The organism is Actinophytocola oryzae (assembly GCF_004364325.1).
Taxonomy (GTDB): Bacteria; Actinomycetota; Actinomycetes; order Mycobacteriales; family Pseudonocardiaceae; genus Actinophytocola; species Actinophytocola oryzae.
Genome location: NZ_SOCP01000022.1, coordinates 26448 through 49984 on the forward strand (window position 1 = coordinate 26448; position 23537 = coordinate 49984).

Below are 23537 nucleotides of genomic sequence, written 5' to 3' on the forward strand. Positions count from 1 at the left end.
CTCACCTCGGCGGCAGCATGGGCATCACCACGTAGCGGACCGATGGCTCGACCTCCTCGACCGAGGAGAAGACCGTCGCCCGCATGCCGGGCTGGATCTCCATCCGAACCTCCCGACCGGCGAAGCAGCGGAGCGCGTCGGTCAGGAACCGCGATTGGTAGGCCTGGCCGGTCCTCCCGCCCTCCACGGTGGACTTGACCGACTCCTCCGCCTCACCGGCCTGCTGGTCGGCCGCGCGGAGCCGGATCTCACCGTCGCCGATCTCGACCAGCAGCACCCGCCTGGCGTCCGCGTAGAGCCCCACCCGGCGAACGGCACCGGCCAGTGCGTCCGCGTCGAGCGTCACCACCGTGTCCACGTCGGACAGGTGGATCTTCGACTCGTGCAGGAACGAACCGTCCAGCACGGCCGTGGTGACCAGGGCCCCGGCCCACCCCAGCCCGAAGCGGTCCCGGTCCGCGTGGACGGTCACCGGACCGGACGGCAGCTGCCTGGCCAGCTCACCGAGCAGGCTCGCGGGCACCAGCGCGTCCACCGGACTCCCGGCAGGCGACCACGGCAGCGAGGCCAGCGCCATCTGGTAGCGGTCGGTGGACACCAGGACCAGTCGGTCACCCTCCGACCGGATCCGGACCCCCGTGAACATCGGCAGCGCGTCGTCCCGCGACGCCGCGAGCACCACCGTCGACAGCGCCGAGGCGAACATCGCACCGGCCACGGAACCGGCCACGGCGGGCGCGGTACCGACCCCCGGGTGCACGTCCGCGTCCAGCAGCGGCAGTGCATAGCGGGCACCTGGCGCCCGGATCGCGAGTTTCGAGCCCTCCACCACCAGCCGGACCTGCTCCTGCTCCAGAGCCCGCAACGTGTCGGCCAGGGGCCTGGCAGGCACCAGCACCCGACCCTCCGTGTGCACGACGGCAGAACGGGAGACCTGCGCCGCCCGCTCCCGGTCGTTGGCCGCGACCGCGACGCCGTCCGGCGACGCGGTCAGGAGCAGCCCGGACAGGACCGGGTCGATGAGCCTGCCGGGGACGAGCTTGACCAGCGCGGACGCGGCGCCGGCCAGCTCCGCGGTGGTGACGGTGAGGTCCATGGCGAACAAGGTAGACCGGTGCACCGACAGTCAGGCGGCGGTGACCAGTGAAGGTGCCGGGAGCCGCTGTTCCACGATCGTGTGCCTGCGCAGCCACACCGCGACCGCGATGGCCAGCCCGGCCACGCTGGAGGACAGGAACGACGCCCAGACACCGACGTGCTCCACCAGGTACCCGCTCGTCGACTGTCCACCCGCGAGCCCGAGCGTCACCGACGTGACGATCCAGCCGAACGCCTCCGTGGCCGTCCCGCCCGGCGCGACCACGTCGATCGACATCGAGTGGGTCGTCGACTGCGGGGTGATCCACATGCCCGCGACCAGCGACAGCAGCGCCAGCCCCAGCAGGCTCGACGGGATCGCCATCGGCGCGACGAACAACGCGAACACGCCGAGCAGGAACGGCAGCCGCAGGTTCGTCTGCCGCGGCCACGGGCGCGCCGCGTAGAACACGCCGAACACCACCGACGTCAGCGACCACGCCGCCAGCATCATGCCGCCGAGCGGCGCGTATCCCGCGTTCGTCGCCGCCGCCGGGATCGCGACCTCGACGAACCCGACCGTCACGCCGAAGCCGAGCGCGGCGAGCGCCACCGTGCGCATGCCGGGTGTCCCCAGCGCGCCGAGCAGTGACCCGCCGCCACGAGGTGCGGGTCGGACGGCACGCACGACGGCGCTCAACGCGAACCCGACCGCGCCGACCGTCATGCAGACCGCGCTGGCCACGAGGGCCGTGCCCGCCCACGGCGCGGCCACGAGGATGCCGGCCAGCGCGGGCCCCAGGATGAAGAACACCTCCAGGCTGATCGCCTCGTACGCGATCGCGGCCTGGCGGGCCGGACCGGGTGGCAGGAGATGTGTCCACAGTGCCCGTGACGCGGAGCTGATCATCGGTTGCGTCAGGCCGATCAGCCACCCGAGTCCGACCAGGGCCACCGCGTGCTGCCGTGTCTCGATGGCCACGATCTCGGCCACCACAGTGGCCACGAACAGCCCGGAGGCAACGAGGAGCGGGCGGGTGGGCCCGGTGCGGTCCATGATCCGCCCCTGCCCGACCGCGCCGATGGCGACGCCGACGAGCGTCCCGGCGGACACGAAGCCCGCGACGGCGAACGAGTCGGTCTCCCGCTGTACGTAGAGGAGCAGTGCCAGGCCGACCATGGCGATCGGCATCCTGGCCAGCAACGATGCGAGGACGGGCGTGCGCGCGCCCGGTGTGGTCAGCGCTGCGCGGAAGTCGGCGATGCTGGCGGAGTTGGACACACGTACCAGTGTGGCAGGTTATGGTACGCAAGTACCAATAATTTTGCGGAACATCACGGTCCGGTAACGACAGGTTCAGATCGCACAACGAGCGGGTACCCGCGGGAGTCCTCACGTCCAGAAAGACTTCCTCCCGCTCGCGGGGTAACGAACCGCGCCGGGACGGCGTTTCAACTGAAGAAGCTCCCTCCGGCTGACATGGGTCGGGGCCTAATGGTTGGAGGGCGGGGAAGCGTGTGCCGTCGGGGGATGGCGCACGCGCGAGGAGCCGGAACGCCGCGTCGGGGGCGGCGTCCGGCTCCTTTGCTTTCCACGGATTGTCCACAAGGGCCGACGAGGTTGTCCACAGGTTGCCCCCAGGCACGCGAAAGGGCCCGCGAGCGAACTCGCGGGCCCTTCCTGGGTCCGGTACTACCTGGCGCGGCGCGCGAGCCGCTCCGGGTCCAGGATCAGCACGCTCTTGCCCTCGAGCCGCAGCCAGCCGCGGTGGGCGAAGTCGGCGAGGGCCTTGTTGACCGTCTCCCGCGACGCGCCGACGTACTGGGCGATCTCCTCCTGCGTGAGGTCGTGCATGACCCGCAGCAGGCCTGCCTCCTGGCTGCCGAAGCGCTGAGCGAACTGCAGCAGCGCCTTGGCCACGCGGCCGGGCACGTCGGTGAAGATCAGGTCCGCGAGCATCCCGTTCGTGCGGCGGAGCCTGCGGGCGATCACCCGCAGCAGCTGCTCGGCGATCTCCGGGCGCGTCGCGATCCACTGCCGCAGGGCAGGGCGGTCCATCGTCCGCGCGACGACCTCGGTCACGGTCGTCGCGGTCGACGTGCGCGGCCCAGGGTCGAAGATGGACAGCTCGCCGAACATGTCCGCCGGACCGAAGATCCCGAGCAGGTTCTCCCGGCCGTCCGGTGACTTGCGGCCGAGCTTCACCTTGCCCGACTGAATGATGTACAGACGGTCGCCGGGCTCGCCCTCCGCGAAGATCACGTGCCCACGCGGAAACTCGACGGTTTCGAGCGTCTGAGCGAGCGCTTCAGCGGCGGCTGGTTCGACACCCTGGAAGATGCCGGCCCTGGCAAGGGTCTCGTCCACCTGCGTCCCTCCCGAATCAGAATGAGGCGCGACCAGCGGCAACAACGCCCTGATCACTCCTGGGAGTGTAGAGCTTGTGCGGTGGATCACCTCGCAGGGCGTACCGGCCGGTATGTCGGCCAGTAGGTTTCGTCCGCTATGTCGAGGTGTCAGCGATGCTGCCTCAGCGACTCGGGGATGGGGATCACGACCGTCGGTGCGTTCATCACCTTGCGTGCTCGCGCCCTGCCACGGCGGCGACGCACCCGGAACAGCTCGAGCGCACGGCCGATGCCGTGCCCGTAGAGGGCCCGGACCTCGTCGGGGCTCGGGTTGTCGAGGAAGGCCTCAACCTCGTCCTCGCGAACCGAGCCCGGTCGTAACCGGGTCTCCACGCGCTCCATGAACAGCGCGAAGACCATCACGACGATCGGAACGGCGAACACGAACCAGACAGCCATAGTTGATCCTCGCTCAGGTCAGCTGGGACGAAGGGTCCTCAAGTGGGTAGACGTCCATGGCACCGAAGAGGTTGTACCGAGGCCCGTAGGCTAGCGGGGTGCCGCCCGCTACCCGACAGCAACCCCGAACCGAGTCTGTCAAACCACCAGCCACCGCACTCGTTCGACGCGCCCGCAGGATGACGCGGGTTCTGGCGGAGGCGTTCCCGAACGCCCACTGCGAGCTGGACTTCACGACGCCGCTGGAGCTGGCGGTCGCCACGATCCTCTCCGCGCAGAGCACCGACGCGCGCGTCAACCTCACGACGCCCGCCCTGTTCAGGCGCTACAGGACGGCGGCGGACTACGCGGGTGCCGACCGCACGGAGATGGAGGAGCTGATCCGGCCGACCGGCTTCTACCGGAACAAGACGACCTCGCTGATCGGCCTCGGCACCGCACTCGTGGAGCGGTTCGGCGGCGTGCTCCCCAACAAGCTCGACGACCTCGTCACACTGCCCGGTGTCGGCCGCAAGACCGCGAACGTCATCTTGGGCAACGCGTTCGGCATCCCCGGCATCACCGTGGACACGCACTTCGGCAGGCTCGTGCGGCGCTGGGAGTGGACCGAGGAGGAGGACCCGGTCAAGGTCGAGTTCGCGATCGCCGAGCTGGTCCCCAAGAAGGACTGGACGATGCTGTCCCACTGGGTGATCTTCCACGGCCGCCGGGTGTGCCACGCACGCAAGCCCGCCTGCGGCGCGTGCGTGCTCGCCAAGGACTGCCCGTCGTTCGGCGCCGGGCCGACCGGGTTCGAGGAGGCGGCCAAGCTCGTCAAGGGCCCCGAGGCGCCCGAGCTGCTCGACCTGGCGGAGAAGGTCCGCAACGGCTACAAGCCGGGACGCGTGTAGATGCGGCACGGGGTGCGGTGGGCCATCGCGGCGGTGATCCTGATGATCGCCGGTGTGGTCGCCATCTGGCCGCGCTCCGCGACCGTGCCCGCCCCGGCGGAGGCCACCCAGAGCGCCCCGGACCTCACGCGGGCACGTGCCGAGGCCGACCTGCCCGCCTGCCCCACGAGCGGCCAGGGCCCCGAGGACCTGCGGGGGATCACCGCGCAGTGCCTCGGCGACGGCAGCCCGGTCGACGTCGCGAAGGCCTTGGAGGGAACCGTTCTCGTGAACATGTGGGCCACCTGGTGCGAGCCGTGCAAGACGGAGCTGCCGGTCCTCGACCAGTACGCACGCGAGCCCGGCGCCGTGAGAGTCGTCACCCTCGGCGTGGAGTCGCGGCCCGCCGACGCGCTGGAGCTGCTCACCGCGCTCGAGGTGCGGCTGCCCGCGCTGCTCGACGAGGGCGGCACGGCGATGAAGAAGCTCCACCCGGTCGGTCTCCCGGCGTCCTACCTGGTCAGGGACGGCAAGGTCACGCTGATCGAGAACCCGAGGGTGTTCGAGTCGGTCGACGAGGTCAGGCAGGCGGTCGGTGGCTGACCGGGGACCACTCGTCGATCCCGCGACCGTGCCCGACTGGCTGCGGCCGGTCGTCGAGGCCACCCTCGACCTCGACCCGGACGCCTACCCCCACCAGGTCGCCCCGCCACCCGCGGACGCCCGCGACGCCGCCGTGCTGATCCTGCTCGGCGAGCACGAGACGCGCGGCCCCGACGTGCTGCTGCAGCTGCGGGCCGACCGGGGCGGCGCACACTCCGGCCAGGTCGCGTTCCCCGGTGGCTCCCGCGAGCCGGAGGACGACGGCCCGGTCGCCACCGCGCTGCGCGAGGCCGTCGAGGAGACCGGCCTCGACCCGTCGGGTGTGCGACCGCTGGCGGTCCTGCCGCAGCTGCACATCCCGGTCTCGGGCTTCCACGTCACCCCCGTGCTCGCGCACTGGGTGGCGCCGAGCCGCGTCTGGGCCGTCGACCCCGAGGAGAGCGCGGCGGTGGCGCGGGTGCCGCTCGCTGAACTGGCCGACCCGGCCAACCGTTTCACTTGCAGGCATCCGGCGTCGGGGTTCCTTGGTCCCGCCTTCGCGCTGCCTGGAATGCTCGTGTGGGGCTTCACTGCCGCCCTGCTGACCCTGCTGCTGCAACTCGGCGGCTGGGAGCGGCCCTGGGACGGTTCGGTCATACGAGACCTTGACGCCGCTTGGCGTTCAGTGGGCTGACACGCGTCGGGGAGGACTGAACGAGTGAACTGGGTAGACCTGGTCGTGATCCTGCTCGCGATCCTGGCCGCGATCTCGGGTGCGCGGCAGGGCGTGATCACGGCGCTGCCCGCGTTCATCGGGGTGCTGCTCGGGGCCATCGCAGGCATCAAGATCGCGCCGCTCGTGGTGCGGTACATCGAGTCGACGCCGACCAGGGTCGCGTTCGCCGTGGCGATCTTCGTGCTGCTCGTCGCGCTGGGGGAGACGCTCGGCGTGTGGCTCGGCCGCAGCCTCCGCCAGCGGATCAAGTCCCCCCGGCTGGCCGGGGTGGACAACGCGCTCGGCGCGATCGTGCAGGGCGCCGTCGTGTTCGTGGTCGCCTGGCTGATCGCGTTGCCGCTGGTCACCGTGGGCGGCCTGCCGGACCTCGCGTCCGCCATCCGCAACTCGACCATCCTCGGCGGCGTCGACAGGGTCATGCCGCAGGCCGCGCAGGACCTGCCCGACGAGCTGCGCCGCCTGCTGGACGTCTCCGGCTTCCCCGAGGTCGTCGACCCGTTCGACCACACGCCCAACCGCGAGGTCGCGCCCCCGGACCCGGCACTGCAGAACAGCGCGGTCGTGCAGAACGTGCGCCCGTCCGTCCTGAAGATCCACGCGCGGGCGCCGTCCTGCTCACGGGCACTGGAGGGCAGCGGCTTCGTGGTCGCGCCGGAGCGGGTCATGACCAACGCGCACGTCGTCGCGGGCACGACCTCGGCGGTCATCGAGACCGACGACGGCGAGCTGGAGGCGCGGGTCGTGCTGTACGACCCGGAGACCGACATCGCCGTGCTCGCCGTGCCCGGCCTGACCGCGCCGGTGCTGCGTTTCGCCGGCCAGCCCGCGCAGTCCGGCCAGGACGGGATCGTGCTCGGCTACCCGCTGGACGGCCCGTACCGCGCGGCGGCGGCCAGGGTCCGTGACCAGATCATCCTGAACGGCCCGGACATCTACGACACGAACCAGGTGCGGCGCGAGGTGTTCACGCTGCGGGCGCTGGTGCAGAGCGGCAACTCGGGCGGTCCGCTGGTCGACGCGCAGGGCCGGGTGATCGGCGTGATCTTCGGTGCCGCGACGGACCAGTCCGAGACCGGCTTCGCCCTGACCGCCGCCGAGGTGTCGGACGAGGTGAAGGCGGCCCCGGGACTGTCCCGTGCGGTGGCGACCGGCGCCTGCGCGGCCTAGTTCACGCCGCGCAGTGCGTGCCGGGGCGCGGTGTCCTGCCGTGCACGACGTAGTCCGTGAACACGGCCTTCGTGCAGTCGGTGCGGGTGGTGACGCCGTGGCCCCAACCGTCGTAGGTGAGCAGCACGCTCCGGTCGATCTGCCGGTGTACGTCCTTCGCCCACTCGTAGCTGGTCGCCGGATCGTGGAGCGAGTTCAGAATCAGCACCGGTGGGACGCCGCGGTCGATGTCCGTGACGTGCTGCGGGTTCGGCGTGGCGGCCGGCCAGGCCGAACACATCGACAGCGCGAGCCACGCGTTGTGCGTGCGGATGGTCGGTCCCGCCGCGCTCTGCTTGTGCCACAAGGACAACCACTCGCGCTCCGAGGAGAACCGGACCCGCTGGTCACCGCAGAACGCCGGGATGGGGAACGGGACGGTCGTCGCCGCTCGCGTCGCCGCCACCCCGCCGGACAGCTCCCGGAGGCGGTTCGCCGTGCCCGGCCAGTCCGGCGTGTAGAAGCGGTTGACGATGTCCATGCTCAGGTTCATCGGCGACAGTGACAGCTCGCCTGCGACCGCCTTGTCCCACAGCTCGCCGTACACCTGACCGACGTCCTGTCCGTGCAGTGCGCAGGAGGCGTCGGCCGCGCACCACTTCGCGAACTCGGTGAACGAGTCCTCGGCCGTGGCGACCTGCGTCGTCAGGAACGTCGACACCGGGAGGCCGTGGTCGAACACGCTGTCCAGCACCAGCCCACGCACGCGGCGAGGGAAGTTCTCCGCGTACATCTGCCCGGCGAGCGTGCCGTAGGAGCGGCCGTACAGCGTGAGCTGCCGCTCGCCGAGCGCCGCCCGGATCGTGTCGATGTCGCGTGCCACGCTGACGGTGTCGACGTGGTCGATCAGCGGTCCGGTGTGCTCGCGGCAGCTGGCGCCGAGGTCGCGGGCGTACTCCTGGATGTCGGCCAGGTGCGCGCCCGCCTCCGGGACGGCGTTGGGCATCGCCGCCACCAGGTTCGCGTCGCACATGATCGGATGGCTGCGGTTGGTGCCGCGCGGGTCGAAGCTGACCACGTCGAACCGCTCCGCGACGGCGTCGGGGACCACGTTGCCGCGCAGCAGCCGGTCCACGCCGGAGTCGCCTGGGCCGCCCGGCATGAAGAAGAGCGTGCCCTGCCTGCGGCCGGTCGCCTCGCTGCGGGCGATCGCGACGTCGATCGTGCCTGCCTCCGGCCGTGCGTAGTCGATCGGCACGGTCACGGTCGCGCACTCGACCGTCGTGCCGTCCCGACAGGGTTGCCAGTCGATCGCCGGCGCCGCGGTCGCCGTCGCGGTGGTCGACCCCGTGAGCAATGCCGCCGTGAGCAGCACTGAACCCAGCCTCATACGTCCTCCGTTGCCTGCGGCTTTCCCCGAAGGACGAGTATGTGGCGGCGCTCTACCCCGGCGTCTCAGGGAAGTCCCTGAGATGTCCCCTACTACCCGGCGAGGAACTCCGTCAGGAGGCGGTTCGTCGCGACCGGCGCCTCCTGCTGCGGGAAGTGGCCGATGCCGTCGAGCGTCCGCGTGCGGAGCGTGCCGGTGGCCCACTTCCCGGAGACGGTCAGCGTGCGGGGCAGCACGCACGGGTCGACTGCCCCGGCGATCTGCAGGACCGGCACGGTGATCTTGCGCCGCATGGCCTCGCTGAACCGGCGGCCCTCACCACGCAGCTGCGCGCGGGCGGCCCAGCGGTAGTACTCGAGCGCGCTGTGCGCGACACCGCGGACCATCATCGCGTTGCGGTGCCGTGCCACGGCGTTGGCGAAGTCGGGCGTCTCCGTCCACGCGGGACCGGAGCGCTCGCGCATGTACGTCTCCACCGTCGCGGCGTCGTCGCGGGTGAGCCACCGCTCCGGCGCGATCGGCACCTGCGCGCGGAAGATGTGGCCGAGCGCGCGGGCCTGGTTGTTCGCCCTGCGGCGCAGCGCGGTGCGGAGGATCTCGCGGCGCAGTGCCATCGGGTGTGCCCCGGCCATGGCGGTCACGGACCGGACCAGCCTGGGGTGCATCGCGGCCACGGTCCAGGCGAGTGTGCCGCCCCACGCGTGGCCGATGAGGTGTGCCCGTGGCTCACCGAGCGCCTTGACCAGCCCGCCGATGTCACCCGCGAGTGTCCACGCGTCGTAGCCGCGAGGAGGCTTGTCGGAGTCGCCGTAGCCACGCAGGTCGACGGCGACGGTGCGGTAGCCGGCGTCGGCCAGGGCGCCGAGCTGGTGACGCCAGGTCCACCAGAACTCGGCGAACCCGTGCAGGAGCAGGACGAGTGGTCCCTCGCCCGCCTCGGCCACGTGCAGGCGGATGCCGTTCGCGTGGACGTCACGGTGCACCCACGGCCCGTCGAGGCGCACTGTCGACGGGTCGGGTCGCACGATGGTGGTCAGGGCGTTGCCGTTCAGAGCCGGCGTTCGAGCTGGTCGGGCTCGCCGTCGCCGTTGCGTCGGAGTGCGGCGACCGTGCTCTTGGCCGAGTCGATCGTCCGGTGGGGCGCCTGGATCTTCTTGAACCTGCGCCAGCCGAGCCAGGCGAGCGCGCCGGCACCGAGAAATGCCGCGCCGAAGACGAGCAGGAACCCGAACCAGGGGTGGTTCTCGAAGTCCCACATGTCGTTGAACCCGAGCGAGAGCGCCACGAGTCCAAACGGGATGAACAGGAGGAGCAGCACGAGCGCGACGACGAAGAAGACGCTGCCCGTGAGGCCCTTCTTGACCTCCTTGGCGATCTCCGAGCGTGCGAGCTCGAACTCGCCTCTGACGAGGGTCGACAGATGCGCGGTCGCGTCCTTGACCAGCCCGCCGATGGACTGGTCGGCTGCCGCGTTCGCGTCGTCCGAGAGTGGGATCGACGGAACCCTCGGCAGTCCCGCCCCGTTTCCGTGGCTGTTCTCGCGCGCACTGGTCACCGCGACATCGTGCCATGTGCGGCTCGAAGAGGCTGTTCGGGCGGCCACAACTCGCCGAAACGGCTCTGGCCGGTGGTCACCGCGAAGAGAACGCCGACGACGTAGGTGACCAGCATCGTCAACGCACCGACCCCCACGCCCGCGACGGACACGGGGCTGTTCAACACGGGAGGGGTGCCGCCGACCCTGTCGGTGACACCCCTCCCGCGACCGTCGTCACTCCTCCGAGCTGGAGCCCTTCATGCCCTCGGAGATCAGGTCCATCACCGAGGAGTCGGCCAGCGTGGTCACGTCGCCGATCTCCCGGTTCTCCGCCACGTCGCGGAGCAGGCGGCGCATGATCTTGCCCGACCGCGTCTTGGGCAGCTCCGGCACGACCATGATCTGGCGGGGCTTGGCGATCGGGCCGATCTCCTTCGCGACGTGGTCGCGCAGCGCCTTGATCGCCTTCTCGCCCTTGGCCTCGTCCTCCGCGACGCCGCCGCGCAGGATCACGAACGCCACGATGCCCTGGCCCGTCGTCGGGTCCGTCGCGCCGACGACCGCCGCCTCGGCGACCGTCGGGTGCGACACGAGCGCCGACTCGACCTCCGTCGTCGAGATGCGGTGACCGGACACGTTCATCACGTCGTCGACCCGGCCGAGCAGCCACATGTCGCCGTCGGCGTCGTACTTCGCGCCGTCACCGGCGAAGTAGTAGCCCTGCTCGGCGAAGCGTGACCAGTACGTCTCCTTGTACCGCTCCTCGTCGCCCCAGATGCCGCGCAGCATGGAAGGCCACGGCTGGTCGAGCACCAGGTAACCGCCGCCGCCCTTGGCGACCTCGTCGCCCTTCTCGTCGACGATCTTCGCCGAGATGCCCGGCAGGGCACGCTGGGCCGAACCCGGCTTCGCGGCCGTCACGCCGGGCAGCGGCGAGATCATGATCGCGCCCGTCTCCGTCTGCCACCACGTGTCGACCACCGGGATCTTGCCCGCGCCGATGGTCTCGCGGTACCAGATCCACGCCTCCGGGTTGATCGGCTCACCGACGGAGCCGAGCACCCGCAGCGACGAGAGGTCGAACTTCGCCGGGATGTCCGCGCCCCACTTCATGAACGTCCGGATCAGCGTCGGCGCCGTGTAGTACACGGTCACGCCGTACTTCTGGACGATCTCCCAGTGCCTGCCCTCGTGGGGCGTGTTCGGGGTGCCCTCGTACACGACCTCGGTCACGCCGTTCGCCAACGGTCCGTAAACGATGTAGCTATGGCCGGTCACCCATCCGATGTCGGCCGTGCACCAGTACACGTCACTCTCCGGTTTCACGTCGAAGACGTTCCGGTGCGTGTACGCGGTCTGGGTCAGGTAGCCGCCCGAGGTGTGCAGGATGCCCTTCGGCTTACCCGTCGTCCCGGACGTGTAGAGGATGAACAGCGGGTGCTCGGCGTCGAACGCCTCGGGCGTGTGCTCGTCGGACTGCCCGTCGACGACGTCGTGCCACCACAGGTCGCGGCCGTCCGACCACTCGACCTCCGACTCGGTGCGCCTGACCACCAGCACGTGCTCGACCGACGGCGTCTTCTCGACGGCCTCGTCGACCGCGGCCTTGAGCGGTGCGGGCTTGCCGCGCCGGTACTGGCCGTCAGCGGTGATCACGAGCTTGGCCTGGGCGTCGTCGATGCGGGAGCGCAGCGCCTCCGCGGAGAACCCGCCGAAGACCACGCTGTGGGTCAGCCCGAGCCGCGCGCACGCCAGCATCGAGAAGATGGCCTCCGGCAGCATCGGCATGTAGATGGCGACCCGGTCGCCTGCCGCGAGGCCGAGCGAGAGCAGGGCGTTGGCGGCCTTGGACACCTCGCGCTGCAGCTCGGCGTAGGTGATCGTGCGCCCGTCGCCGGGCTCGCCCTCCCAGTGGATGGCCACGCGGTCGCCGTTGCCGGCCTCGACGTGACGGTCCACACAGTTGTACGCGACATTGAGCTTGCCGCCGATGAACCACTTCGCGAACGGCGGGTTCGTCCAGTCGAGAACCTGGTCCCAGGAGGTCTCCCAGCTCAGCTTCCCGGCCTGTTCGGCCCAGAACGCCTCGCGGTCGGCGTCAGCCTGCTCGTACAGCTCGGCCTTCGCGTTGGCCTGCCGGGCGAACTCGTCGCTCGGCGGGAACGTCCTACTCTCGGTGAGCAGGTTGTCCAGCGTCTGGCCCTGGCCGGACTGCTCAGTCATGATCCGGATCCTCCTCGACCCCAACAGGTGTGTCACCTGCGACCGTAGTCATCAAACACGCCTGGCGACAGCACGTGAAGAGGTCCAGACCAATGAGTAGCCCGTTCACTGATGGATGTCACCCGGTAGGGTCCGCTCCGTGACAGACCCCCTGGCGCCGCTGCTGGACCTTCCCGGCGTCGATGACGTGGTGGCCGCCGCACGCGAGGCGGTCGACGCGGTGCACCGTCACCCGGCGAACCGGCGAGGCTGGCCCGCGACGGCGGCGGAGGCGTCGGTGCGGGCCGCGCGGGCGTCGGCCGCGTTGGACGGGGGCGACGCGGAGATCCCCGACTCCGGCGAGGTCACCGAGCCGCACCTCGCGGGTGCGCTGCGGATCGGCGAGTCGATCGGACCGCTGCTGCCGGTGTGGCAGCGGGCACCCATGCAGGCGCTGGCTCGTCTCCACGTGCTGGCCGCCGCCGACCTCGCGGACGACGAGACCCTCGGCAGGCCACGCGACGTGCGTGCGGTGTCCCGCAGACTCGACATCCTGGCCGGCCTGGTCGCGGGCGGCACGTCCGTACCCGGCCCGGTCCTGACCGCGATCGTGCACGGTGAACTGCTCGCGCTGGCCCCGTTCGACTCGGCGAACGGCGTGGTCGCCAGGGCCGCCGCCAGGATCACGATGATCGCGACGGGCCTGGACCCGAAGGGCCTGATCGTGCCCGAGGTGTTCTACCTGCGCAGGTCGGATCGGTATCGCGAGGCACTCGGCTCGTTCAGGAAGGGCGGCCCGGACGGCATGACCGACTGGCTGCTGTTCAGCTGCGAGGCCATCGAGGCGGGCGCGCGCGAGGCGACGAGCATCGCCGAGGCCGCACTGCCCGCCTGACTCCAGCGGGAGTCCAGCGGCCCTTTAACGGGGCAGGGGAACCTGGAGACAGGCGAGTCCCCCCTTCCTCGCCGAGCGGGAATCCCCGGGTGGGCCGAGAATGCTCTGGCGTCTCGGCCCACCTTTCGTGTGAATGTGGTCGACGCTTCTGGGTGTAACCGTGCTCCGCGTTCCGCCGCTATTGTTTCGCGGTCCGCGTTGAAGCACGGAGGAACAGTGCCCGCATCAGTATCAATTCGGCTCGACCCCGCCGAAGAAGCCGACGAGGACATCAGGCGACTCGCACGCTGGCTCCGCGACGAGGACGAGCTGAAAGGCAGGGTGAGCCTCGGGAACGCGCCTCTCCAGCAGGGCGAGATGGGCGGTGTGGTCGACCTGGTGCTGGTCACACTGGCCACCGGCACGGGACCGGTGTTCGTCCGGTCCCTGTTCGACTGGCTGGCGCGGCGCCGCTCGGACGCGAAGGTCTCCCTCACGGTCGAGTCGGCGGAGGGCAACAAGATCAACCTCGAATGCGGATCTCGCGCGGACGCCGAGAAGCTGCTCAAGGCACTCGACGGCCAGCATGTTCGCCCTGCCTGATCGCGATCACTCCCGCGCGGTACTCATTGGTGCCAGCCGGTTCGAACATCTTTCGGATCTTCCCGCGGTGCGGAACAATCTCGCCGACCTACGTGCGGTGTTGACGCATTCCGAGACCGGGATAATCGCGCCGGAAAACTGCTCGATCCTCGAAGAGCCGCAGTCGCCGCACGCCTTCCTGACCCGCCTCAAACGAGAGATCCGGGGCACCAACGACTTTCTGCTGGTCTACTACTCAGGTCACGGACTGCGGGACGACGCGGGGGACAGGCTCTACCTGACGGTCGGCCAGACCGACCGCGACGAGCTGGACGGCAGCGCCGTGGCCTTCGACTCGGTGAAGCGGGCCCTGGAGAACAGTCCCTCCAGGGCCAGTCTGCTGGTCCTCGACTGCTGCTTCTCGGGCATGGCGGCCGGCATCATGTCCGACGGGGAGATAAGCCAGTGGGAACTCGAGATCCGCGGCTCGGCGGTGTTGGCGTCCTCACCGCGCAACAGGACATCCCTCTCCCCGCCCGGCCACCGGCACACCGCCTTCACCGGCGAGGTGATCCGCCTGCTGGAGCGTGGGTCCCCGATCAGCGGTGAGCCGCTGACGGTGAGCACCCTCTACAAGCGTGTCTCGGTGGAACTCGCCAGGGCGAATCTCCCGGAGCCGAAACTCGCCCTGACCGAGACCAGCGGTGACCTACTGGTCCGACGCCATGCCCCGCGTCCACCTCGGCGGGCACCGCAGGCCGCCCCGATGCCCGCCCCCGTGCCGCCATCTGCACCCTTGCTCGTGCCGCCACCCACCGTCGAAGCCATGCGGCCTAGCCACTCCGCAGCCGACAAGTGGCTCCGGCTGACCGGGCTGCGGGTCCTGTGGATCCTGGCAGGCTCGTTTCTGGCGATGTTCCTCGGAGGACTGGTCGGCACCGTGACCGGAGCCCACGGACCTGACGGCACCGCAGGGGACGACCTGAGCACCCTCTGGATAGGACTCGTCCTGACACTCGTGTCCGGGGTCCCACTGTGGTTCATGCGTGCGCGATGGCTGCTGCTACGGCGTGAGCTGGCGCCACCGTTGATCACCAGGTCAGTGGTGGGGTGTGTCGTCGTGTGGTCCGGTCTCGCCCTCAGTGCACTGGTGCTCGGTGTGTCCGTCTTCGGCGAACCGTCGCCCGGCAGCAGTGCCATGACCATCACCGGCATCGTGGTTCTCATGAGCGAGGTCGCCGGGTTGTGCGGCTACCTGCTGCTCTCCAGGCGGCGGTCGACAAGGCTCACTCGAGCCGCACTGTCACGCTGACCTGTCCCTTCTCGTCACGGTGGGCGACCGCGTGGCCGGTGCGGGCGGTCCCGTCAAGCTCGAGAGACAGTGGCCCGCCCTCGCCGGTGAAGTTGCGCCACCAGTTCTTCTTGTCCGGAATGCTCACGCCGATCATCACGGTGTCACCGTCGCGGCGGTAGCCGACCGGGGTGCTGAAGCTGCGCCCGGAGCGCCGCCCGGTGTAGGTGACGATCGTGATGTGCCTGCTCACCATCGGGCCGAACCGCCGAGACCGGCGCAGCGCACCGATCACCCGGTTGGTCCGGCCGACGAACCGTTCCGTCAACGACCCCTGGTTCCGCATGCCGACCACGCTAGCCCGAGAAGTGGCGCCTCCCGTCCACTTCACCCTGAAGTGAGAAGGATGAGCGCCCAGCCATCTCGCATGCGGGTCGACGCGCTGCGTAACCGCGACCGCATCCACGAAGTCGCCCGCACGCTGTTCGCGGAGCGGGGGACCGAGGTGCCGATGGCCGCGGTCGCCCGCCACGCCGGGGTCGTGACCCTCTACCGTCGCTTCCCCACGAAGGAAGCCCTGGTCACCGAGGTCTTCACCGACCAGTTCGCCACGTGCGTCTCGGTCGTGGACGACGCGCTGGCCGACCGCGACCCCTGGCGCGGCTTCAGCACCGCCTTCCTCGCGCCCAGGAGAGCGGCAGGCTGCGTGCCGACTTCACATCGGCCGACCTCGCGTTGCTGCTCAGGGCCATCGGCGGCGTGACAGCCGACCGCCAGGAGGTGGCCATTGCCTCGGCCAGGCGTCTCGTCGCGTTCCCGATCGACGCCTTCCGCGCGGACCGGGCCGGGCCGCTGCCACCACCGGCGCCGCTCGACCCTCCGCTAGAAGGTGCCCAGTGCCGTCAGTGCCTGCCGGACGTGGCCGTCGGTCGCGGCGAGTGCCGTGGCCGCGCGTTCCGCGTCGACGCCGGCAAGCAGGTGCACCAGCGCCACCTTCAGGTCGCCGTGCGCGTCGTCCAGCGCGACGGTGCACTCCTGCTGGGACACGCCGGTCGCCTCGCGCAGGATGCGCAGCGTGCGACCCCGCAGCTTGGCGTTGGTCGCGCGCATGCTGACCATCAGGTTCGAGTAGGTCCGGCCCAGCTTCACCATCACCGCGGTCGAGAACGCCGTGAGCACCAGCTTCTGCGCCGTGCCCGCCTTCATGCGGGTGGAGCCCGCGACGACCTCCGGGCCGGTGTCGACCTCGATGAGTACGTCGATGTCGAGCAGGCCGGTGGCGTGCGGGTTGGAGAAGACCAGGCCGGTGTGTGCGCCCTTCTCCCTGGCTGCCCGCAGCGCGCCGAGCACGAACGGCGTCCGGCCCGACGCGGTCAGACCGAGCACGAAGTCGCCACGCGAAGCCGACTTCGCGAGCTCCGCGGCGCCTCCTTCGTCGTCGTCCTCCGCGTTCTCGACCGCCCTGTTCAGCGCGGTCGCGCCACCGGCGTGGTGCACGACGAACCACTCGGGCGGCGCGTTGTACGTCGGCAACAGCTCGGCCGCGTCCAGGGTGGCCATGCGGCCGGACGTGCCTGCGCCGACGTAGTGGACGCGGTGCCCGTCACGCAGGGCTTCGACGGCGAAGTCGACCGCCGCGGCGAGCGCGGGCAGCGCGGCGGCCACCGCGTCCGGCACGAGGCGGTCCTCCGCGTTGATCGAGCGCAGGAGGTCGAGCGTGGACAGCTGGTCCAGGTCCGTGGTGCGCGGATTGCGCCGTTCTGTCGGCGAGTCGACGTGCACGGCCTGACGCGGCACAGTCATTTTCGGCCTCCCCCAGCGATCATTTACCGGTCTCCCGCGCCTTGCGGCGACCGTCGTGGCGGGTCTCGAGACGATGCGAGCCCACCGCGTCCCTGGTGTCGTCGAGTGCCTTCATGGTGTCGTTCAGGTGGCGCTGCGCGACACCGATGAACAGGCAGTCGATGACGGTCAGTTGCGCGATCCGGCTTGCCGTGGCGCCGGACCGGAACGTCGTCTCCCGCGCCGCCGTGGTCAGGACGAGGTCGGCGACCTCGCTGATCGGGGCGGTGGGGAAGTTGGTCAGCGCGACCGTGGTGGCCCCGGCGCGCCTTGCCTCCCTCAGGGCCTCGACGGTGTCCGCCGTCGCGCCCGTGTGTGAGATGCCGACGGCGACGTCGCCCCTGCTCAGGACGGCCGCGGAGGTCAGCATGATGTGGGTGTCGCTCCAGGCGAAGCTGACCCGCCCGATGCGGTGCAGCTTCTGCTGGAGGTCGGCCGCGACGAAGGCGCTGGCGCCGACGCCGTAGACGTCGACCCGGCCCGCCGCGGCGACCGCCTCGACGACCTTCAGGAGCGTCTCGGTGTCGACCTGCGCGGCCGTCTCCTCGACCGCACGCGCGTCGGCGAAGGTGACCTTGCCGACGACCGTGGCCATGTCGTCGTCCGGGGAGATCTCGCCGCCGAGGTCACGTTCGGCGTGCGCCTCGGAACGGGCGGTGTCGGCTGCCAGTGCGATGCGGAGCTCGGGATAGCCACCGACGCCGATCGCCTTGCAGAAACGGGTGACGGTGGTCTCGCTGGTGCCCGCGGCCTCGGCGACCTCGGTGATGCTGCGGCGCGCGACCGTGGACGGGCTGTCCAGGACGACCTTCGCGACGCGCTGCTCGGCGCGGGCCAGGCCCGGCAGCAACGACCGGATTCGGACCAGCGGACTTGACTCAGTGTGTTGTGTGGTCATGGCACTCGCGCTCACGTGGGAAACTTACTAACAGGCCTATGGAACGACAAGGTGGCAGGCGTCATCTGTAGACAACGCTACCCAAGTCCAGTCAAAACTTCAGGTGCGGTTGTGTGGGTGCAACATCGGAATCGACGGTGCACCCCACCTTGTTAGCGCCCGAACCGGAACTTCACCCTCATCGTGATCTACGCTGCCAACCTTCTGGGTGGAGCCTGTGGGGTTCTTTCTCACCGTTGAGGAGCGTCCGACCACTTTCCGTGACCACGATCTCGTCGAGGTTGACACCACGACCTGTGTAGCGAGCGTCGGTGACGTACCGCCAACGCAGTGTCATATCCGCTGCGTAGGGTAGTTGGGCCTCGACCCGCCACCAAGTCCGGTGCCCGTTGCCGGAGAGCGAACTGACCGTTTCGTCCGGTGCGCCTCGGCCCCGGACGGACAGCGGTACTTCCGCCCATGTCACCCCATCGGTGGTTGCCTCGAATACCAGCCGATCGGTGCGCTCTGTGTCCACAAAGACGCTGAAGTTCACCCGAACGGGTCGCTTCGGGTGAAGTACAACCGTCGTCAGCGACGCTGAGGAAGCATCACCGAGGCCCGCGTACCAGGAGTCACGCCCCTTGACTGGTCTGACCGCCAGCGCTCTGGCCAGTCCGCTGCACAGCGTCTCCCGCGCGATGTTGATGGACCCCCAGTTACGGCTCGGGTGCACGCGGTTGGTCAGCAGGATCGCGAACGAGCGGGACAGCGGGTCGATGACCACGACCGTGCCCGTGAAGCCGGTGTGCCCCGCGGTGTGCGGCCCGGCGAGCCCGCCCATGTACCACATCTGGTTCAGCTCGAACCCGAGTCCGTGGTCGTGGTCTGGGAACGCGGCGTTGTGGTTGTCCAGCATCTCCGTGACGGTCTCGGGCCGCAGGATGCGCCTGCCCTTGTACGTGCCGCCGTTCAGGATCGTCTGGGCGAGGATGGCCATGTCGTCGGCCGTCGAGAACACGCCGGCGTGCCCCGCGACCCCACCCAGTGACCAGGCGTTCTCGTCGTGGACCGAGCCGCGCACCATCCCGCGCGGGGGTGCGGCCTCGAACTCGGTCGCCGCGATCCGGTCCAGCTTCGACGCGGGCGGGTTGTAGCCGGTGTCGACCATGCCCAGCGGCCGGGTGATGCGCTCGGCCACCACCTGGTCCAGTGGTTTGCCGGTCAGACGCTGGACCATCACACCGAGCGTGATGAGGTTCAGGTCGGAGTACTCGTAGTTCGTCCCCGGCGTGGTGCGCGGGGCGAGGTCCATCACGGCCTTGATCCGCGACGGGATGTCCGGGTAGTCACGCCAGAGCGGGATCCACGACACCAGCCCGGACGTGTGCGTGAGCAGCTGGGCGACCGTGATCTCCGCCTTGCCGTTCACCCCGAACTCCGGCAGGTACGTCGCGACCGGCTTCGTCGTGTCCACCTTGCCCGACTCGACCAGCTGCATCACCGCGATCGAGGTGAACAGCTTCGAGACCGACGCCATGTCGAAGATCGTGTCCGACCGCATCGGGACCTTCTGGTCCTCGGGCAGCTCCGTGCCCGCCGCGTCGGCGTAGCGGACCGCGTACCCGGTCTGGTGCCGGTCGACCACGACGCCGTCGTGCGCGAGCAGGCTCACCGCCCCCGAGTACAGGGGCACGGTCAGCGTCGGGTCGTAGTTCTTCGTGGTCCACTCGTCGATCTTCGCGAGGGCCGCGTCGATGGGCGCCGGGTCCAGCCCGGCGGACTGGGGTGTGCCGTTCCGGAGCACGGCTCGCTCGTAGCCCGTCTGGGGCTGGTCGAACCGCCCTCGGACACCGCCACCGTGTGACTCCGCGACGCTCACGCTGACACCGGCCGTCATGGCCACCACCAACGCCAGCACTCCGACCCGCGCGACTCCGGACATGGCCCCCCTCTTCTCACCGGTAGATCAGGTACTTCTCCCGAAGCCTCGCGAACGCGGCCAGCTCGCCGCGCCACGCGCCCGTCACCTCGGCCACGCCGGCGCCCGCGTCGATCATCGTGCGGAGCCGTGCGGAGCCGGACAGCTTGTCGATGTAGTTGTCCGGCCGCCAGGCGAACACGCTCGGCTGGGTCTGCTTGGCGGTGACGAGCATCGTGACGGCGGTCTTGATGGCCTCGACCCGGTGCGCGTCGGTGATGTGCACCTGCACGCCGCCACAGGTCTCGTTGACCCACTTGTTGAACGTCGGCACGAAGTACGCCTCGCGGAACCGCACGCCGGGCAGCCGGGCCTGGTTGAGCGCCTCGGCCCAGCGCCAGTCGATGCCCGGCGCGCCGATGATCTCGAACGGCCGGGTGGTGCCGCGGCCCTCGGACAGGACGGTGCCCTCGAACAGGCACGTGCCCGGGTAGAGGAGGGCGGTGTCCGCGGTGGGCACGTTCGGGCTCGGCAGGATCCAGGGGAGGCCGGTGTCGGCGAACAGGTCGTCGCGGTGCCAGCCCTTGAGCTTGACCACCTCGAGGCTCTTCAGCCGGGCCCCGGCGTCGGCCGTCAGGAACTCGCCGTCGTACAGCTTGGCCAGCTCACCCATGGTCATGCCGTGCTGCTGCACGATCGGCTTGCGCCCGACACCCGACGAGAACGCCGGGTCGAGCGTCGGCCCGTAGGGCTTGCCGCCGACGGGGTTGGGCCGGTCGAGCACCACGAAGTCGATGCCGGTCAGCACGGCCGCGTGCATGGCGTTGTAGAGCGACCAGATGTAGGTGTAGAACCGGGCGCCCGCGTCGGCGATGTCGAAGACCAGCGTGTCGATGCCCGCCTTGGTGAACTGCTCGGCGATCCTGGTCGCGGTGAGGGTGTAGGTGTCGAACACCGGCACCTGCGTGCGCGGGTCGAGGTAGTCGCCCTCGGACCCGCCTGCCTGGGCGGTGCCGCGGAAGCCGTGCTCCGGGCCGAACACCGCCGTCGGCCGCACGCCTGCGGCGACCATCGAGTCGACGATGTGCGTCTCGTCGCGCAGCACGCCGGTCGGGTTGGTCAGGATGCCGACCTTGCGGCCCCGGAACGCGCGCCAGTGGTCGGCGGCCAGCGTGTCGGCACCCGGGGTCACGCCGCGTTGGCCGCCACCACCGCTGTTGCGGGGGTCCGCTGCCGCTGTCGCCGCACTCGTCACCATGGGTGCGGCCATGGCCGATGCCATCAGGAAGTTACGGCGGTCCATGCCGCGTCGGTCGTTGCTCACCACGTCAGCCCGGAGTCGAAGGGGTAGAGGACTGTCGGCGTACCGCCCACGGGTATGTCCACCGGAAGCTTGCCTTTCGGGGAGATCTCTCCGAGGAGGACCTTGGCCAGGGACTCCATGGACATCGCGCGCCAGCTGTAGGTGGCGAGCCAGGTCGGCGCGTCGACGTAGCCGGCGTCGTAGGGGATCTGCGACGCGACCGCGATGACCGGCTTGCCCGTGGCGAGCAGCGCGCTCACCAGGGTCCGCTGGTTGACGCGGTCCTTGAGGTTGTTCGTCAGGACGATGACCAGGTCGGACGAGCGTGCTGCCGCGACGGCGCCGTCGATCGTCGCGGCGGTCGGGCTTGAGCCGGTGGGCAACGCCGTGGCCGTCGCGCCGCGCCTGTTGAGGCTGTCCGCGAGCCACTGCGGGCTCCTGGCGGTGACGACCGTGTCGCCGATGCCCGTGACCAGCACCTTGCCGGGGTTGCCGTGCAGCGGCAGCAGCTTCGCGTCGTTGCGGATGACCGTGGTCGTGCGGTCGCTGGCCTTCTGCACGGTGGCCAGGTGGTCGGGAGTGCCGACGAGCTTCGGGACCTTCCGCTCGTCGACGAACGGCGAGGTCAGGATCCCGCGCTTGATCTTGAGCTTGAGGATCCGCAGCACGCTCGAGTCGATCCGCTTCACGGTGAGCCTGCCGCTCTGCACGGCCGCCTTGACCGCGTCGAGCGCGACCTGCAGGTTCGGCGGCATCAGCAGCTGGTCGACGCCTGCCTCGAGCGCCATCACCGGGATCTCCGCCTGCGGGAACACGTTCGCGCCGCCCATGCCGAGCGAGTCGGTCACGATCACGCCGTTGAACTTGAGCTCGTTGCGGAGCAGGTCGGTCATGATGTGCTTCGACAGCGTCGCGGGCACGCCGGACGGGTCGAGGCTCGGCACCTGGATGTGCGCGGTCATGATCGAGTCGACGCCGGCCTTGATGGCCGCCCTGAACGGCGGCAGGTCGGTGGAGCGCCACTCGGCCTCGGTGCGGTCGATGTTCGGCAGGCCGGTGTGGCTGTCGGTCGCCGCGTCGCCGTGGCCGGGGAAGTGCTTGGCCGACGAGGAGACAGTCTGGCTCGGCCGACCACCCTCCTGCAGGCCCTCGACCTCGGCCGTGACGAGCTTGCTGACCAGCGCGGGGTCCGAGGAGAACGACCGGGCGCCGATCACCGGGTTGTCGGGGTTCGAGTTGACGTCCGAGTCCGGCGCGAAGTTCTGGTTGATGCCCATCGCACGCAGCTCGTTGCCGTTGATCGTGGCGATGGCCTTGGCATCCCGCGTGCTCCGCCCGGCGCCGATGGCCATGCTGGCGGGGAACTCGGTGGCGGGCGACTCCAGCCGGGTGACGTTGCCACCCTCCTGGTCGATGGCGACGATAAGCGGGATGTGCGTGTTGGACCCGACAGCGGCCCGCTGCAACCCGTTCGAGAGCGCGGCGACCTGCGCGGGGTTGTCGACGTTGTCAGTGCCGCTGTTGTTGAAGTAGATGACCCCGCCGACGCCGTACTTCCGGATGACCTGGGCAGGCGTGTCCACTCCGTAGTTGGTCTGGTTGGTGGGGTGCGCCTCGTCGGCGCTCTTGCCCCACACGGAGACCACGAAGAGCTGGGCGATCTTCTGGTCGAGGGACAACCCACGCAGCTCGGCACGGGCGATGGCCTCGGCCACCGCGTCGGGACTGATCTTGGGCCGGGCTGTTCCGGCGACCGCGGCAGGCGGGAACACACCACTAACCATGGCTGAGGTCGCGACCACCGCGACGGCGGCGGACAGGCAGCGACGGGCAGACGATCTGGACAGCGACACAACGGCCTCCCTGGCCGGCCGACCGGAACAATCCGTAACCTCTTAACCGAGAGCTAGCAGCACTCGTAAGTTACCCACGAGATCCCCCTGTCGACAAGCACGTGTTCGGCCTAACCTAACCCGCCCCCACGACCCCGACCCACCACCAGGACCGGCCCCCACCCGGAAGGACCCGCGAACACCACACGAGGGACCTGGGCGTAACCCAGAGCGCACACACCCCCCGCCGTGGCCACACTTGGTGACAATCGCGCAGGGTCACAAATCTGGGAAGGCGACTATAGGACGGCAGCTGGCACACAACCGCGCTTGGTGCAAAAAAAATTGGGCGATCCCAGTCCACCTGAATCGGTGGACAGCGATCGCCCAATCGTCCGCACGAGCGCTCGGGTTACCAAGCGTGCAACGGTGTCGTACAAACCTGGCCTCGGCGTCCGGCGTCCCGGTACGCAGTCCCTAGACGACATGCCTCCCGCGGCTTGCTGCGCGTGGGTGCCCGATGCTCGTGCACGGAGCTCCGACAGGGTGGACCAGGCTTCTCTTCGTCTGGTCCCTGGCTGTCCGGGGGTCCGCACCTCCTTTGTACCCAGTGGCCAAGGTCACTTCAAGAGCACAGATGGGTGCACCGTTAAAGACTCCGTCAGTGG

23 protein-coding genes are annotated in these 23537 nt (G+C 69.8%); 8 read left to right on the top strand and 15 right to left on the bottom strand.

The annotated features are described in order from the left end of the window. Position 1: 1 nt before the first annotated feature. From dnaN to CLV71_RS39650, 4 genes are all read right to left on the bottom strand, one after another. Positions 2 to 1096 (bottom strand): DNA polymerase III subunit beta, encoded by a 1095-nt coding sequence (gene dnaN, locus CLV71_RS39635; RefSeq protein WP_133908084.1) that lies wholly within the window; start codon positions 1094 to 1096, stop codon positions 2 to 4. A gap of 30 nt (positions 1097 to 1126) precedes the next feature. Continuing rightward, entirely contained in the window at positions 1127 to 2359 is a 1233-nt protein-coding gene (locus CLV71_RS39640; protein WP_133908085.1) for an MFS transporter, read from the bottom strand. 411 nt (positions 2360 to 2770) lie between these two features. Beyond that, positions 2771 to 3445: a Crp/Fnr family transcriptional regulator gene (locus CLV71_RS39645; RefSeq protein WP_133908086.1), complete on the bottom strand. Its 675-nt coding sequence runs from the start codon at positions 3443 to 3445 to the stop codon at positions 2771 to 2773. A gap of 149 nt (positions 3446 to 3594) precedes the next feature. After that, on the bottom strand, positions 3595 to 3885 hold the full coding sequence (locus tag CLV71_RS39650; RefSeq protein ID WP_133908087.1) for a hypothetical protein: 291 nt from the start codon (positions 3883 to 3885) through the stop codon (positions 3595 to 3597). 179 nt (positions 3886 to 4064) lie between these two features. Between CLV71_RS39650 and nth the strand changes: the two genes are divergently transcribed. From nth to CLV71_RS39670, 4 genes are read left to right on the top strand one after another with little or no spacing between them, the layout of a single operon-like run. Further along, positions 4065 to 4775: an endonuclease III gene (gene nth / locus CLV71_RS39655; RefSeq protein WP_133908088.1), complete on the top strand. Its 711-nt coding sequence runs from the start codon at positions 4065 to 4067 to the stop codon at positions 4773 to 4775. Continuing rightward, positions 4776 to 5357 (top strand): TlpA family protein disulfide reductase, encoded by a 582-nt coding sequence (locus CLV71_RS39660; protein ID WP_133908089.1) that lies wholly within the window; start codon positions 4776 to 4778, stop codon positions 5355 to 5357. Then, on the top strand, positions 5350 to 6030 hold the full coding sequence (locus CLV71_RS39665) for an NUDIX hydrolase (protein ID WP_133908090.1): 681 nt from the start codon (positions 5350 to 5352) through the stop codon (positions 6028 to 6030). The genes CLV71_RS39660 and CLV71_RS39665 overlap by 8 nt, the downstream gene beginning before the upstream one ends. Before the next feature lie 24 nt (positions 6031 to 6054). Beyond that, on the top strand, positions 6055 to 7239 hold the full coding sequence (locus CLV71_RS39670; RefSeq protein WP_133908091.1) for a MarP family serine protease: 1185 nt from the start codon (positions 6055 to 6057) through the stop codon (positions 7237 to 7239). 1 nt (position 7240) lies between these two features. Here the strand turns inward: CLV71_RS39670 and CLV71_RS39675 are convergent, their stop codons facing one another. The 5 genes from CLV71_RS39675 to acs all read right to left on the bottom strand — a co-directional run bounded on the left by CLV71_RS39675 (position 7241) and on the right by acs (position 12368). Further along, positions 7241 to 8608 carry an alpha/beta hydrolase gene (locus CLV71_RS39675; RefSeq protein WP_133908092.1) on the bottom strand — a complete coding sequence of 456 codons (1368 nt, stop codon included), beginning with the start codon at positions 8606 to 8608 and terminating at the stop codon, positions 7241 to 7243. Between the two features lie 92 nt (positions 8609 to 8700). Continuing rightward, the gene (locus CLV71_RS39680) at positions 8701 to 9636 is read right to left on the bottom strand and encodes an alpha/beta fold hydrolase (RefSeq protein WP_133908227.1); all 936 of its coding nucleotides are present in this window, start codon (positions 9634 to 9636) and stop codon (positions 8701 to 8703) included. Positions 9637 to 9656: 20 nt separating this feature from the next. Next, positions 9657 to 10163, bottom strand: coding sequence for a phage holin family protein (locus CLV71_RS39685; protein WP_133908093.1), 507 nt, complete (start codon positions 10161 to 10163; stop codon positions 9657 to 9659). Then, positions 10160 to 10285, bottom strand: a complete 126-nt coding sequence (locus tag CLV71_RS50300) for a hypothetical protein (protein WP_279588792.1) — start codon at positions 10283 to 10285, stop codon at positions 10160 to 10162. The genes CLV71_RS39685 and CLV71_RS50300 overlap by 4 nt, the downstream gene beginning before the upstream one ends. A gap of 94 nt (positions 10286 to 10379) precedes the next feature. Then, complete coding sequence (acs, locus tag CLV71_RS39690; protein ID WP_133908094.1) at positions 10380 to 12368, bottom strand: acetate--CoA ligase; 1989 nt, start codon at positions 12366 to 12368, stop codon at positions 10380 to 10382. Between the two features lie 139 nt (positions 12369 to 12507). Here acs and CLV71_RS39695 point away from each other — a divergent pair, with 139 nt between their 5' ends. From CLV71_RS39695 to CLV71_RS39705, 3 genes are all read left to right on the top strand, one after another. Then, complete coding sequence (locus CLV71_RS39695) at positions 12508 to 13242, top strand: Fic family protein (RefSeq protein ID WP_133908095.1); 735 nt, start codon at positions 12508 to 12510, stop codon at positions 13240 to 13242. A gap of 216 nt (positions 13243 to 13458) precedes the next feature. Continuing rightward, the gene (locus CLV71_RS39700) at positions 13459 to 13824 is read left to right on the top strand and encodes an effector-associated constant component EACC1 (protein ID WP_133908096.1); all 366 of its coding nucleotides are present in this window, start codon (positions 13459 to 13461) and stop codon (positions 13822 to 13824) included. Continuing rightward, positions 13808 to 15115 (top strand): caspase family protein, encoded by a 1308-nt coding sequence (locus CLV71_RS39705; protein ID WP_133908097.1) that lies wholly within the window; start codon positions 13808 to 13810, stop codon positions 15113 to 15115. Before CLV71_RS39700 ends, CLV71_RS39705 begins: the two co-directional genes overlap by 17 nt. Here CLV71_RS39705 and CLV71_RS39710 read toward each other — a convergent pair. Continuing rightward, positions 15090 to 15440, bottom strand: coding sequence for a nitroreductase/quinone reductase family protein (locus CLV71_RS39710; protein ID WP_133908098.1), 351 nt, complete (start codon positions 15438 to 15440; stop codon positions 15090 to 15092). The genes CLV71_RS39705 and CLV71_RS39710 overlap by 26 nt on opposite strands. A gap of 81 nt (positions 15441 to 15521) precedes the next feature. On the opposite strand from CLV71_RS39710, the gene CLV71_RS39715 reads away from it, so the two are divergent. Next, positions 15522 to 15857 (top strand): TetR/AcrR family transcriptional regulator, encoded by a 336-nt coding sequence (locus tag CLV71_RS39715; protein ID WP_341771707.1) that lies wholly within the window; start codon positions 15522 to 15524, stop codon positions 15855 to 15857. Positions 15858 to 15976: 119 nt separating this feature from the next. Here CLV71_RS39715 and CLV71_RS39720 read toward each other — a convergent pair whose 3' ends face one another. From CLV71_RS39720 to CLV71_RS39740, 5 genes are all read right to left on the bottom strand, one after another. After that, a complete protein-coding gene (locus CLV71_RS39720) occupies positions 15977 to 16897 on the bottom strand; it encodes an N-acetylmuramic acid 6-phosphate etherase (protein WP_133908099.1) in 921 nt (306 codons plus the stop codon). A gap of 19 nt (positions 16898 to 16916) precedes the next feature. After that, the gene (locus CLV71_RS39725; RefSeq protein WP_133908100.1) at positions 16917 to 17834 is read right to left on the bottom strand and encodes a MurR/RpiR family transcriptional regulator; all 918 of its coding nucleotides are present in this window, start codon (positions 17832 to 17834) and stop codon (positions 16917 to 16919) included. A gap of 178 nt (positions 17835 to 18012) precedes the next feature. After that, positions 18013 to 19758 (bottom strand): serine hydrolase domain-containing protein, encoded by a 1746-nt coding sequence (locus tag CLV71_RS39730; protein ID WP_424923949.1) that lies wholly within the window; start codon positions 19756 to 19758, stop codon positions 18013 to 18015. 13 nt (positions 19759 to 19771) lie between these two features. After that, on the bottom strand, positions 19772 to 21037 hold the full coding sequence (locus CLV71_RS39735) for an exo-beta-N-acetylmuramidase NamZ family protein (protein WP_133908101.1): 1266 nt from the start codon (positions 21035 to 21037) through the stop codon (positions 19772 to 19774). Positions 21038 to 21054: 17 nt separating this feature from the next. After that, complete coding sequence (locus CLV71_RS39740) at positions 21055 to 22821, bottom strand: glycoside hydrolase family 3 protein (RefSeq protein WP_133908229.1); 1767 nt, start codon at positions 22819 to 22821, stop codon at positions 21055 to 21057. Between the last annotated feature and the right edge of the window lie 716 nt (positions 22822 to 23537).

Excerpts from the sequence above, each read along its gene's own strand:
- CLV71_RS39720 (WP_133908099.1), bottom strand. The coding sequence starts at position 16,897 with ATGACTGTGCCGCGTCAGGCCGTGCACGTCGACTCGCCGACAGAACGG.
- CLV71_RS39675 (WP_133908092.1), bottom strand. The coding sequence starts at position 8,608 with ATGAGGCTGGGTTCAGTGCTGCTCACGGCGGCATTGCTCACGGGGTCG.
- CLV71_RS39710 (WP_133908098.1), bottom strand. The coding sequence starts at position 15,440 with ATGCGGAACCAGGGGTCGTTGACGGAACGGTTCGTCGGCCGGACCAAC.
- CLV71_RS39740 (WP_133908229.1), bottom strand. The coding sequence starts at position 22,821 with ATGGTTAGTGGTGTGTTCCCGCCTGCCGCGGTCGCCGGAACAGCCCGG.
- dnaN (WP_133908084.1), bottom strand. The coding sequence starts at position 1,096 with ATGGACCTCACCGTCACCACCGCGGAGCTGGCCGGCGCCGCGTCCGCG.
- CLV71_RS39735 (WP_133908101.1), bottom strand. The coding sequence starts at position 21,037 with ATGGACCGCCGTAACTTCCTGATGGCATCGGCCATGGCCGCACCCATG.
- nth (WP_133908088.1), top strand. The coding sequence starts at position 4,065 with ATGACGCGGGTTCTGGCGGAGGCGTTCCCGAACGCCCACTGCGAGCTG.
- CLV71_RS39730 (WP_424923949.1), bottom strand. The coding sequence starts at position 19,758 with ATGTCCGGAGTCGCGCGGGTCGGAGTGCTGGCGTTGGTGGTGGCCATG.
- CLV71_RS39660 (WP_133908089.1), top strand. The coding sequence starts at position 4,776 with ATGCGGCACGGGGTGCGGTGGGCCATCGCGGCGGTGATCCTGATGATC.
- CLV71_RS39725 (WP_133908100.1), bottom strand. The coding sequence starts at position 17,834 with ATGACCACACAACACACTGAGTCAAGTCCGCTGGTCCGAATCCGGTCG.
- acs (WP_133908094.1), bottom strand. The coding sequence starts at position 12,368 with ATGACTGAGCAGTCCGGCCAGGGCCAGACGCTGGACAACCTGCTCACC.
- CLV71_RS39715 (WP_341771707.1), top strand. The coding sequence starts at position 15,522 with ATGCGGGTCGACGCGCTGCGTAACCGCGACCGCATCCACGAAGTCGCC.
- CLV71_RS39705 (WP_133908097.1), top strand. The coding sequence starts at position 13,808 with ATGTTCGCCCTGCCTGATCGCGATCACTCCCGCGCGGTACTCATTGGT.
- CLV71_RS39650 (WP_133908087.1), bottom strand. The coding sequence starts at position 3,885 with ATGGCTGTCTGGTTCGTGTTCGCCGTTCCGATCGTCGTGATGGTCTTC.